At 40.3% G+C, this 13,243-nt stretch carries 8 protein-coding genes and 1 pseudogene; all 9 read right to left on the bottom strand.

Features of this window, described 5'->3' with window-relative positions; all coding sequences use genetic code 11:
- Positions 1-2: 2 nt before the first annotated feature.
- Positions 3-2,717 carry a translation initiation factor IF-2 gene (gene infB / locus AC3B6Y_RS07905; protein WP_489790922.1) on the bottom strand — a complete coding sequence of 905 codons (2,715 nt, stop codon included), beginning with the start codon at positions 2,715-2,717 and terminating at the stop codon, positions 3-5.
- A gap of 13 nt (positions 2,718-2,730) precedes the next feature.
- Positions 2,731-3,036 carry a L7Ae/L30e/S12e/Gadd45 family ribosomal protein gene (locus AC3B6Y_RS07900; protein ID WP_489790921.1) on the bottom strand — a complete coding sequence of 102 codons (306 nt, stop codon included), beginning with the start codon at positions 3,034-3,036 and terminating at the stop codon, positions 2,731-2,733.
- Positions 3,033-3,341: an RNase P modulator RnpM gene (gene rnpM / locus AC3B6Y_RS07895; protein WP_489757550.1), complete on the bottom strand. Its 309-nt coding sequence runs from the start codon at positions 3,339-3,341 to the stop codon at positions 3,033-3,035. Before rnpM ends, AC3B6Y_RS07900 begins: the two co-directional genes overlap by 4 nt.
- A gap of 24 nt (positions 3,342-3,365) precedes the next feature.
- Positions 3,366-4,448 (bottom strand): annotated as a pseudogene (gene nusA / locus AC3B6Y_RS07890) (transcription termination factor NusA); the annotation flags it as partial.
- Positions 4,449-4,466: 18 nt separating this feature from the next.
- Entirely contained in the window at positions 4,467-4,940 is a 474-nt protein-coding gene (gene rimP / locus AC3B6Y_RS07885; protein ID WP_489790920.1) for a ribosome maturation factor RimP, read from the bottom strand.
- A gap of 150 nt (positions 4,941-5,090) precedes the next feature.
- Entirely contained in the window at positions 5,091-9,386 is a 4,296-nt protein-coding gene (locus AC3B6Y_RS07880; RefSeq protein WP_489790919.1) for a PolC-type DNA polymerase III, read from the bottom strand.
- Positions 9,387-9,404: 18 nt separating this feature from the next.
- The gene (locus AC3B6Y_RS07875; RefSeq protein ID WP_489790918.1) at positions 9,405-11,111 is read right to left on the bottom strand and encodes a proline--tRNA ligase; all 1,707 of its coding nucleotides are present in this window, start codon (positions 11,109-11,111) and stop codon (positions 9,405-9,407) included.
- Positions 11,112-11,139: 28 nt separating this feature from the next.
- On the bottom strand, positions 11,140-12,411 hold the full coding sequence (gene rseP / locus AC3B6Y_RS07870) for an RIP metalloprotease RseP (RefSeq protein ID WP_489790917.1): 1,272 nt from the start codon (positions 12,409-12,411) through the stop codon (positions 11,140-11,142).
- 15 nt (positions 12,412-12,426) lie between these two features.
- Positions 12,427-13,242, bottom strand: a complete 816-nt coding sequence (locus AC3B6Y_RS07865) for a phosphatidate cytidylyltransferase (protein ID WP_489757545.1) — start codon at positions 13,240-13,242, stop codon at positions 12,427-12,429.
- Between the last annotated feature and the right edge of the window lies 1 nt (position 13,243).

Genomic DNA, 13,243 nt, shown 5'->3' with positions numbered 1-13,243 from the left:
TCCTACTTGACAGGAACTTCTTGCATGACATAAGTTTCAATCTGATCATCAATCTTAATATCATTATAATTTTCGATCATCAAACCACATTCAAAGCCTTGCTTAACTTCCTTAACATCATCTTTAAAGCGTTTCAAAGAGGCCAGTTTTCCTTCATAAACAACAATTCCGTTACGGATTAAACGAACTCCGCTATCACGTTGAATCAAGCCGGTATCCACAATGCACCCAGCAATCGTTCCTAATTTAGAAACTTTATAAGTTTCCCGTACAGTCAAATTACCAGTTACCTTTTCTTCATAAACAGGCTCTAGCATACCCTTCATAGCTGACTCAATTTCATCAATTGCGTTATAAATAACATTATGCAACCGGATATCAACACTTTCACTATCAGCTTGAATTTTAGCTTGCACGGTTGGCCGTACATTAAAACCGATAATAATGGCATTACTTGCTGAAGCTAAAGTAACATCACTTTCATTAATTGCCCCTACGGCAGCATGGATAATATTGACCCGCACACCTTCGACTTCAATTTTTTCCAAACTATTGCGCAAAGCTTCCACAGAGCCTTGGACATCAGCTTTAATCACGACGTCGACTTTCTTCATATCATTTTGTTTCATGGTATCAAACAAGTTATCCAAGGTGACCGCGTTAGTCCGCTTGCGTTCTTCCATTTGTGCTCGTTCAGCACGTTCTTCACCAGCAGCCCGGGCTGTCTTTTCATCTTCAAAGACCACAAACTTATCGGCTGACTGTGGTACGTCATTTAAGCCAGTAATCATCACTGGTTGTGATGGTAAAGCAGACTCAATTTGCCGACCACGATCATCCGTCATCACCCGAACGCGACCAAAGGTATTCCCCACGACAATTGGATCACCCTTGTGTAAGGTTCCTTGTTGCACTAATAAACTAGCAACTGGACCGCGGCCTTTATCTAAGCGGGCTTCAATTACGGTACCCACGGCTTTTTGTTGTGCGTTAGCTTTTAACTCTAACACGTCAGCTTCTAATAAGACCATTTGTAATAATTCATCAATGCCCGTGCCTTGTTTAGCGGAAATATTAGCAAAGATGGTATCACCACCATAGCTTTCAGGAATCAAACCATAATTCATTAATTCTTCCGTCACATGTTGGGGATTAGCGTCTGGCTTATCAATCTTATTAATGGCGACAATAATTGGGTCATTAGCTGCCTTGGCATGATTAATCGCCTCAATTGTCTGGGGCATTACACCATCATCGGCCGCTACTACTAAAATAACAATATCGGTAATATCAGCACCACGCGCCCGCATGTTAGAGAAGGCTGCGTGTCCTGGGGTATCTAAGAAGGTAATTAGGCGACCATCTAATTGAACTTGATAAGCACCAATATGCTGGGTAATACCGCCCGCTTCACCTGCCGTGACATGACTATGCCGTAAATTATCTAATAAAGTAGTTTTACCATGATCAACGTGACCCATGATCGTAACTACTGGTGGCCGATTAGTCAAATTATCAGTATTATTGACTTCATCTTCAAAGAAGGTATCCAAATCAGTAATATCTTCTTCAACCTTTTCTTGCGCATCAATGCCATAATCGGCGGCCAAAATTTCAATTGTATCTTTATCTAAGGATTGGTTTTGATTAACCATCACACCCAACATAAATAACTTTTTAACAATTTCAGCTGGTTCCCGATGTAAAATTTTACCTAAGTCTTGCGCATTCATGCCGACTGAGTATTCCAAAACTTCTGGTAACGGCCGTTCTTTCCGTTGTGGCATTGGCTTTTTCGGTTGACTAGCTTGTTGCTTGCGTAATTTACGCTTGTTTTTATGCTTGGGCCGATTGCGATAATCAATATGCTCATTTTTGCGACGATTGTTCGTAAACTCATGTTGTCGCTTATTATTATTATCCGAAGTAGTTTTTTCAGCAGTCGGTTGCGTTGTTGGGCGATTAACCGTTGGCTTTTGCGTCGTAGTTGGCTTACGCGTAACTTGTTGATTACTACTATTATTCCGATTACGGTTAGCACTTTGACTGGAATGATTAGTAGTTGGTCTTTGTGAGCGTTGTTGAGTTGCACGCTCATTAGCACGCTTTGCTCTTTGCTCTTTTTGTCGCTGTTCATGATTCCGTGCTTGTTCGATTGATTCCACGGAAGCTTGCGCATTTTGTTTATATTGCGCTAAATGTTTCCGCCCCGCACTAGCCCGATTCATCATGGATGAACGCCGGTCATTATTTAAATTACGATTGCGATTATTAGTGCGCGAATTATTTGGTCGCGCATTCGTGTTATTACGATTTTGATTAGTACGACCTTGATTATTATTAGTCGTCACTGGACCACGACTGTGTTCATTATTTTGATGTGTACGGTGCTCATTACCATTATTATTGTGGTTATTATTAGAATGCTGGTGGTTCTTCTTAGCATCATTAGGTTTAGGCGCATGCCGGATAGCTGTAACTTTAATTTTTGTTTTTCCTTTACTTTTAGCATTAGTCGTATCTTTCGATACTGGTGATTGAGTTTTTGGAGACTGATTAGTTGAACGTACAATCTTAGTTAAATCATTTAATTGTGCATCATCTAAAACTGCCATATGGGACGAGATTTCCATATGATGCTTGCGGGCTATATCCACCAAATCTTTACTTGGAACATGGAGCTCTTTTGCTAATTCATAAACTCGTTTCTTTCCCATAAATTCACGCTCCTTAATTATTTGTTATTAATTCTTGAAATCGTTGAGCAAATCCCCGATCGGTAATGGCAATGGCTTTAGTTGCCTGACCAATTGCCTGACTGAGTTGAATTTGATTAAAGGTCTGATCAAACGGGATTTGCTGTCGCTTGAGGATTGTTTGAAATGATTTTTGAGCCACAGCCCCAGTATCTGTTGCCAAAAAGACAAAATAGACCTGACCATTTTTCATGGCTTTTAAAACTAATTCTTGGCCAGTAACAATTTTACGGGCTCGTTTCGCCAGACCCAAGAAATTCAAAATACGTTGTTGTGTCAATGTTTTTTACCTAGTTCACCAAACAAATCTAACCGCGCTTTTTGATGATCGACATAATTATATAGCTCTTCATAAAACTCAGCTGTCAACTTCGTTTTTAAAATTTCGTCTAACTTATGATCTTTTTGTGCCTGCTTAACTGCCGCTGGATCTAACCCCACATAAGCTCCGCGTCCTGGCTTTTTGCCCGTTTCGTCAACGCTAACTTCACCGTCTTTGTTCCGAACAATCCGGACTAACAAACGTTTGGGGGCCATTTCATTAGTTAAGACATCTTTACGCATCGGTACTTTTCTCGTTTTCAAACAACCACCACCTTAATTCATTTAATCAAGATCCTCTTCATCGACTTCATCGCCTGCTTCATCAACAAATTCCACTTCTGATTCAGGCTTAATATCAATCTTAAAACCAGTTAATTTCGCAGCCAAACGTGCATTTTGACCGCGTTTACCAATGGCTAAAGAAAGATGATAGTCGGGGACAATGACAATACAAGACTTGGGATTCGTCTCATCATCAAATTGAACGGCAATCACTTCCGCAGGGTTTAAAGCATTGGCAATAAAATCAGAGGGATTGGGCTCCCATTTAACAACATCAATATTCTCGCCGTTTAATTCATCAACAATTGCTTGTACTCGCTGACCTCGTGGTCCCACAGTCGTACCGACAGGATCAATATTTTCATCAGTTGACCGTACCGCAATTTTGGTACGATCGCCCGCTTCACGTGCAATCGAAACAATTTCCACGGTTCCATCATAGATTTCCGGAACTTCTTGTTCAAACAAGCGTTTCACTAGGCCGGGGTGCGACCGAGAAACGAAAATTTGTGGTCCCTTAGTAGTATTGTCAACTTTAGAAACATAAACTTTAATCCGATCTTGAGGTTGGTATGATTCATTCGGAATTTGATCTTTTCGTTCCATCACCGCCTCAACGCGGCCAAAGTTAATGTAGACAAAGCGATTATCGCGCCGCTGAATCACACCTTGAATAATTTCATCTTGATACTGACTATATTCATTATAAATGTTATTCCGTTCTGCTTCACGAACGCGTTGCATCACCACTTGTTTGGCCGTTTGGGCGGCAATACGGCCAAAGTTTTTTGGAGTGACTTCTTCATTAAGGTGATCGCCTAATTCATAGCCACGATTCACCTGTTGAGCATCAGTTAAGCTAATTTCCAAACGCTGATCTGCTACTTGCTCCACCACTTCTTTGACTGTGTAAATATGAAAATCGCCTTTTTTATCGTCAAATATTACTTCGACATTTTGGGCTTGACCATAATTTCTTTTATAAGCTGATTTTAAAGCATCTTCCATTGCATCAATAATTAATTCTTTAGAAATGCCTTTTTCTTTTTCTAAAGCATCTAGTGCTCCCACTAATTCTTTACTCATAACGTGATCTCCTTACAGTTAAAACTCAATTGCTAAACGCATTGACGCTATTTGTTGACGTGGGATAGCTATTACTTTGCGTTGCGCTTTAATCTTAACTTCCAACTTTAATTGTTGCTCGTCAAATTCTTTTAAAGTACCTTCAAAAACTTTTTGACCATTGAACTTTTGATATAAACTAACATGAATGTATTGGTCCAGTGCATTTGTTAAATCTTGCTGCGTCTTAATGGGACGTTCAGCACCAGGTGAAGATACTTCCAAAAAGTAAGCATTAGGAATCAGTTCTGGGTCTTGAGCATCTAATTGTTCGCTTAATTCTTGATTAACCACAGCGCATTCTTCAATATCAATGCCCCCGTCTTTATCAATATACAGCCGTAAATACCAGCTACCTGCTTCTTTGACATACTCTAAATCAACTAAATAAAAATCATGATCAGCTAAAATTGGTTGAACTAAACTTTTAACTTGGTCAATAACAGAATTCAAATCAACACCCCTTTCTATCGTGCTTATTCAGCTAGTTTCATGCAGCCTGCAATAAAAAGAGTGAGCATTCCTGCTCACTCGTCATGTGAAATCAACTTAGTTAAAGTATATAACTACCAGCTGGTTTTTTCAAGTTTTAGACTGGAACTCTTAGAACAACGACAACTGATTCTCATCAGGCATACCGTCTAAAACGTGGTTCTGGGTTAAATAATCAATAATTGATTGGGAAACATGGCCCCGTTTCGATAAATCTTCTTTCGATAAAAAGGGCTGTTCTTCACGGGCGGCCACAATTTGTTTAGCCACATTTAAGCCTAAACTGGGGACTGCCACAAACGGGGCTAACAATGTATGATCATCCAAAATTTTAAAATTCATCGCATCCGAATGGTCTAAATCAACCATTTTAATCTGAATACCGCGTTCCAAACATTCATTGACAATTTCTAAAACCGTCAACAAGCTCTTATCTTTAGCGCTCGCATCATTGCCCTGCTCATTAATAGACTTCATCTCCGCCTTCACGGCTTGTTTACCACTGGCCATCGCAACCAAGTCGAAGACATCTGCACGGACAGACAAATAAGCGCAGTAATAAATAAGCGGCATATGCACTTTAAAGTAGGCAATTCGTAACGCCATCATAATATATGCTGTCGCATGCGCCTTCGGGAACATATACTTGATTTTCAAACAAGATTCAATATACCAATCAGGAACATTTTTGTTGGCGCGCATCACTTCTTGCCATTCATCCGGGATTCCTTTACCTTTACGAACATGTTCCATAATTTGAAAAGACATGCCCGGCTCTAAGCCCCAATGAATTAAGTCCATCATAATATTATCACGACAACCAATCACATCTTTTAACGTGACGATGCCTTGCTGAATATATTCTTCCGCGTTACCTAACCACACATCTGTACCGTGGGATAACCCTGAAATCTGTAATAATTCAGAAAAAGTGGTCGGATGCGTTTCTTCCAGCATACCCCGGACAAATTTAGTTCCAAATTCCGGTACCCCTAATGTTCCCATTTTGGAATCAATCTGCTCCGGCGTCACGCCTAATGATTCAGTTCCGGAAAATAACGCCATAACCCCAGGATCATCAGTGGGAATTGTCTGCGGGTCAATGCCTGACAAGTCTTGCAACATCCGAATCATCGTGGGATCATCATGGCCCAAGATATCCAGTTTCAAAATATTATCGTGAATGGAATGAAAATCAAAATGCGTCGTTTTCCAAGCAGCACTTTGATCATCAGCTGGATACTGAATGGGCGTAAAATCATAAATATCCATATAATCTGGCACAACAATAATGCCCGCCGGATGTTGACCGGTAGTTCGCTTAACCCCAGTTGCTCCCGCTGCTAAACGATCCTTTTCCGCACCACGAAATTTTTGATCCGTTAATTCTTCATAGTTGCTCACATAACCATAAGCTGTCCGGTCAGCCACCGTACCAATCGTTCCCGCCCGAAAAACATGGTCTTCACCAAATAAGACCTTTGTATAATTATGAGCGATTGGTTGGTAATCACCTGAAAAGTTCAAATCAATATCCGGAACTTTGTCACCATTAAAACCTAAAAAGGTTTCAAACGGGATATCATGGCCATCTTTCGCCAACTCTTGACCACATTGTGGGCAGACTTTATCGGGCAAATCAAAACCAGAGCCCACTTCACCCTTCGTGAAGAACTCACTATATTGACAATGAGGACACCGATAATGGGGCGGTAATGGATTAACTTCGGTAATTCCGGTCATCGTAGCCACTAAACTAGAGCCGACGGAACCTCTTGAACCAACTAAATAACCATCTTTATTACTCTTATAAACTAAACGCTGTGAAATTAAATAAATGACCGAAAAGCCGTTACCAATAATACTCTTCAACTCCCGGTCCAAGCGTTTTTGCACAATTTCTGGCAACGGATCACCATACAACTCATGCGCTTTATTATAGGTTAAATCTTGAATCTCTTGTTCCGCCCCCGGCATCTTAGGCGTATACAATTTATTTTTTACAGGTGTAATCGCACCATCTACCCAATCAGCAACAATCTGTGGATTATCAATGACCACTTGGTGCGCAGTTTGCTCACCCAAGAATTGAAATTCTTGCAACATTTCCGTGGTTGTTTTAAAGTCCGCTAGCGGTAATTTTTGTCGTGCCAGTGGATTACTCTTTACTGCCTTGACAATAATATCACGATAAATCGCATCTTTCGGATCTAAATAATGCACGTCCCCACTTGCCACGACTGGCTTATCTAACGTTTGACCCAACTTCACAATATTACCCAAGATTTCTTCTAACGCACTTTGATCTTGAATCAAACCAGAATCAAGTAAGGGCTGGTAAATCGCATGGGGCATGACTTCTAGATAATCATAAAACTGCGCTTTTTGATAAGCTTCATCGTAGCCCTTTTGCATCATCGCTGTAAACACTTCACCGGAACTGCAAGCGGAACCGACCACTATTCCGGAACGATACTCATTCAAAATTCGGCGCGGTACCCGTGGTGTGCGGAAATAATATTCCGTCATCGAACTGGAAATAATCTTAAATAGATTTTTAAGTCCGGCCTGGGTGGTGGCTAATAAAATTGCATGATACGGCCGCGCTTGTTTGTATGCTTCGCGTCCACCTAAATGATCATTTAATTGCAAAATGTTCGTCGTCTCAAATTGCTCTAACATTTCTTTAAACAAAGCATACAATAAATAACCCGTGGTAGCGGCATCCGAATTAGCTCGATGGTGGTGCTCCAACTTGATATCATACCGTTTAGCTAAGCTGTCTAACTTATGATTACGATATTCTGAATGTAAAGTCCGCGACATTTCTAGGGTATCAATGATCGGTACCGTGACGGGTTGATAGCCGCAACGCCTGCGCGCTGCATTTAAAAAGCCAATATCAAACGTAACATTATGACCAGCTAAGACGGCATCACCCACAAAATCATTAAACTTATCCATCACTTCTTGTTCAGAATTACTGTTATGCACCATTTCATCAGTAATTGAAGTTAAATTAATTGTCGTTTGTGATAAAGGATGTCCCGGATCAATAAATTCATCAAATTCCGCAACAATTTTGCCAGCTTGCATTTTGACAGCTGCCAATTCAATGATGGAATCATAAACAGCCGACAAACCAGTCGTTTCTACATCAAAGACTACATATTCTGCAGTTGCCAAAGCTTCATCACGTAAGTTGTAGGCAATGGGTTCTCCTTCATCGACTAAATTAATTTCCACTCCATAAATAATTTTGACACCGTATTTTTGACCAGCACTATAAGCATCCGGAAATGATTGGGCTGTCGAGTGATCTGTAATCGCAATTGCTGGTTGCTTCCAGTCCGCTGCCCGTTTTACCAAGTCAGTTGTCGAACTGACCGCATCCATTTGGCTCATATTAGTATGCACATGAAGTTCAATCCGTTTTTCTTCAGCTTGATCCTGCCGCCCAATTTTTTTAATTACATTTAAGTCATAAGCATTAATCGTTAATTCCCGGGAATAGTTATCTTCTTGTACCGAGCCGCGCGCTTTCAGCCAAGTCCCTTTCGTAAAATCAGCGAACACAGCGTCACTATCACCATTTTTGGAAAACTTTTTAATAACAAAGGAAGACGTATAATCAGTGGCTTCTAAAATCAACAATTGCCGTCCTGAACGTAATTGGCGTACTTCGGAACTAAAAATGTAACCTTCCACTACGACTGATTGCTGTTCTTCCACAATATCTTTCATTGCTACCACGGGGGTGTCACTAGCAATTTTTTTGCCAATAATGGAACTGGCTTTCCCCGAACTAGTCGGGTTAGCCTGGGCCTTTTTGACATTTGCCACCAATTGTTGCTGCTGCTGTTGTTGCTGTTGTTTTAATTGTTCAATTCGAGCCTGCGTTTGCGATTGATCAACTGAGACTTTGATCCGCATTTTTGGAAAACCCATCTGTTGCAATGTAGTTTCCATCTCTTGCAAATACTTACTTGTTAAATAATCTTTTAAAACTTCATTATTAACTGTTAGTAACAACTCTTGCTCCAGCAACTGAGGCGGGGCTTGTTGTTGTAATTCTCGATAAATGGCCGCATTTAATTGTTGGCGTTCCACCACTATTGGCCAATAGGCATTGAGCAATTGTTGATCGAACTGTTGATTGCTTGTTTGAATAACTAAGTCCACCAGCTTCACGCCCTCAAAAGCGGTCTGTAAATGTTGGTAAAAAATTTGGTACGTTTTGGCAGGTAAAATTTGTTCAAATTCTAAAACAAAAGTCCATTGCTGAGATTCAGTATGGACTTTAACTTTTTGAATTTGAGCTGATTGAAAAATCGCAGTCTGTCGAATATCTTCCGGTAACTGCATTTGATCCAAGAGATTCTGAAACATTGCTCGTGAATCAGTCATATCATCACCTCAAATTATTTAATTATTGTGTAATAAGATCTTAATGGTCTCTTTAATATCGCCCACGGCAACTTCCACGGATTCTTGTTGCTGCCGCAATTTAACTTCTACGATTTGATCGCTGGCTTTCTTACCAACGGTAATCCGTACGGGCAAACCGATTAAATCAGCTTCCGCAAATTTAACCCCTGGCCGTTCCTTACGATCATCGACTAAAACACTTAAACCACTAGCGGTCAAATCAGTTTCAATCTGCTCAGCGAGTAACATTTGTTCTTCTTTTTTAGCATTCATGACAACTACATGAACCTGATAAGGTGCTAGTTCCCAGGGCCAAATCATCCCCGCATCATCATGATGTTGTTCTACAATGGCAGACAATAAACGACTAATACCAATGCCATAGCAGCCCATAATGATGGGTTGTTGTTTACCATTTTCATCCAAGAAGTTCGCATTTAAACTTTCAGAGTATTTCGTACCCAACTTGAAGATATGGCCAATTTCAATGCCCCGTGTAAAATGTAAAACTCCCTTATTGTCTGGTGAGAGCTCGCCTTCTTTGACAGTCCGAATATCGGCATATTGTTCAACCTGATAATCTCGAGGGGCATTCACGTTTTGATAATGTAATCCTTTTTGATTAGCACCGGTTACAGCATTAGTCAAATCCTGAATGGACAAATCACCAATCACTTGAATTTCCGACGCTAAATTCATGGGACCAATAAAACCGGGCACACTATGAAAAATTTCGGCTACTTGTTGATCTGAAGCGGGAGTTAATTCGTTCACCCCTAATAAGTTCTTTAACTTCGTTTCATTCACCGCAAAATCACCACGGATCAAAGCCAATACCGGCTTCTTATCAGCCAAATAGGCCACACACTTAATAATTTGCGCAGCAGTGACATCAATATCCTGTGCTAAATCGGCCACCGACTTCACTTGCGGATTAACTTTGATTTCTGATAATGGCAACATTTCAGCTTGCGGGTTAGGAGTTAAAACGCTCGTAGCCATTTCTAAGTTGGCAGCATAATCACTCACATCCGAATACACAATCGTATCTTCGCCAATCGGGGCCACAGCGTGAAATTCTTTCGAACCACTACCGCCCATATCACCAGAATCCGCCAAAATTTCCCGAAAATCTAAACCACTACGTTCAAAGATTTTGCGATAAGCTTGTTCAATTTGATCAAAAATTGTATCCAAATCATCTGTATTAGCAGTAAAAGAATAAGCATCCATCATCAAAAATTCACGACCCCGCAATAAACCGTAACGCGGACGATCTTCATCACGAAACTTCGTTTGAATTTGATATAACACTTGCGGCATTTTCTTGTAAGAGTTCAAAACGTTGCTAACTAACGAAGTCATCGTCTCTTCATGCGTAGGCCCTAAAATAAAGTCACGTTGGTGGCGATCCTTAAACTTAAATAAGTTATCACCATAGGTGTCATAACGTCCACTTTGTTGCCATAATTCAGCCGGCAAAACGGCCGGAGCCAACATTTCTACACAGCCAACTTGTTCCAATTCTTCACGAACAATTCGTTCAATGTTCCTTAAAACCCGATAGGCCAAAGGCAAATAAGCATAGACTCCAGCTGATATTTGACGAATAAAACCTGCTCTCAACATCAATTGATGACTAACTGCCTCAGCATCACTAGGGGTTTCCTTTAATGTTGGTATAAATACCCGTGATTGTTTCATAAATTATTTTCTCCCTTACTCCTAAAGATTATTTCACAAAGAAGCGCGTAATATCATTCCAAGTCACTGCGACCATTAAGATCAGTAACAAGCCCACACCAATCAAATTAACCACAACTTCTGTCTTTTGAGAAACGGGCTTACGGCGAATGGCTTCAATAATATTTAACAATAACTTTCCACCGTCTAAAGCCGGAATGGGTAGTAGATTCATAATACCTAAATTAATTGACAGCCAACCAATAAACAGTAACACTTGTTGCCAACCCATGGCTGCTACCTGACTAGTTTCGGAATAGATTGCTACGGGACCACCCAGTTGGTTAATGTTAAAACCACCAGTAACCATTTTCTTGAGCGCATTCACAATTGTTGCCACCGCACCAACGGCTGATTGAACGCCATATTTTAAGGTGGGACCTAGGCGGTGATCACGTGCTTGCATAATCCCGATTTGACCAATGGTTTGCTTACCTTCTTTAACAGCCCGCGGTTTAATAGTCACATGCTTAATGCGCTTTTGCGGCGTTTTAACCGTTAATTGAGTCATTTGCTTAGGCCTTTGACTAATCGCTTGGACTAATTGAGTCCAATTATGAATGGGTTTGCTAGCAACTTTAACTATCTGATCGCCCGTCTGTAATTGTGCTTGCGCAGCTGGCGAATGGGATTGAATTGTCCCCAACTGAGCTGAATTGCTCGGTGCTCCGCCCAAAATAAACGCACATAAAATGTAGACTAACATACCAAAAATAATGTTATTCAACGGACCAGCTAAGTTCGTTAAAAACCGGTGCCACAAACTAGCTGAATTAAATTGCACATCCAGTGGTGCAATCTGCATAGCATTATTACTTTGATCAATTAAAACCGCATCATGATCAACTGAAAACCGTTTTAAATGTTCATCATCACCAGCTTCATAACCCTCAATAAACAACTCCCGTTCCAAATCACTTTGGACAACTTGAAAAGGGATTAAAGTGGAATTATTAGTATTTTGTGAATTATCAATTCCCACAACTTGCTCTTGCTCATTGAGTTTCAGACCGACTAAAGTACCGGGTTTCAGCTGTTCGTCATCATCTTCAGCCCCCGCTAACATCACATACCCGCCCAACGGCAAGAGTCGAATGACGTATAAGGTATGGTTGCGTGTATAAGAAATCAATTTTGGCCCCATCCCAATGGAAAATTGGCGCACCAAAATGCCGGATTTTTTAGCAAAATAATAATGTCCAAATTCGTGAACAAACACAATAAGTCCAAAAACAATGATAAAAGTTAATATTGCAACCAAATAACTTCCTCCTGATTACATGAAGCCCAACGAATGAATTAACGGTAAGACAAATAACATACTGTCAAAGCGGTCTAAAATGCCACCATGACCAGGTAAAATTTTGCCCGAATCCTTAACGCCATAATACCGCTTATAAGCTGATTCGACCAAGTCGCCCACTTGCCCAATAATTGATAGAAAAATCGTAATTAAAATTAATAACCAGATATTATGTGGAACATTGTCCATATAATTCCATTGGTTAAAACCTAACATATAAATCAAAGCAAAAATCACGGCACAGATGACCCCACCGATCGAACCTTCCCAGGTTTTATTAGGACTGATGGCTGGATACAACTTATGTTTACCAATAGCGCGACCAATAAAATAAGCACCACTATCTGTTACCCATACAATAATCATTCCAAATAAGAGCAATGACAAACCACCAGCATCCGAATTACGAATCGCAGCTAGATAGTGAAAACCATTTCCAATATAAAACATGGATAAAATTGTTGTCCCAGCATCTTCAAAATTATAACTATTTTTGGTGAAAACCGTCAAAATTAATAACAAGGCGACAAACACGTATGCCAAATCAAATCGTGAAAAGGCATCGGGTAACCAAGTTAACGCTTTTTCGGGCAAAGATAGTAGTAACACGCCGATGGCCCCAATTAAAAAGTCAGGGGACACAATAATGCGTTTACGCATAATGTAAACTTCAGATAAACCAATCACTGCCAGGACAGAAGCCGCTACATCAATCCAAACTCCACCTGCTACTAAAATTGGAATAAAAATAAGTAAAGCAATTACTGCTGTAATAATTCTTGTTTTCAAA

Source organism: Bombilactobacillus sp. ESL1092 (assembly GCF_058107465.1).
The sequence above is the reverse complement of the archived record's forward strand: the minus strand, read 5'-3'. Positions and strand labels throughout refer to the sequence as shown.

Bases quoted from the DNA above. Each gene is read 5' to 3' on its own strand.
- AC3B6Y_RS07875 (WP_489790918.1), bottom strand. From the start codon at position 11,111: ATGAAACAATCACGGGTATTTATACCAACATTAAAGGAAACCCCTAGT.
- AC3B6Y_RS07880 (WP_489790919.1), bottom strand. From the start codon at position 9,386: ATGACTGATTCACGAGCAATGTTTCAGAATCTCTTGGATCAAATGCAG.
- infB (WP_489790922.1), bottom strand. From the start codon at position 2,717: ATGGGAAAGAAACGAGTTTATGAATTAGCAAAAGAGCTCCATGTTCCA.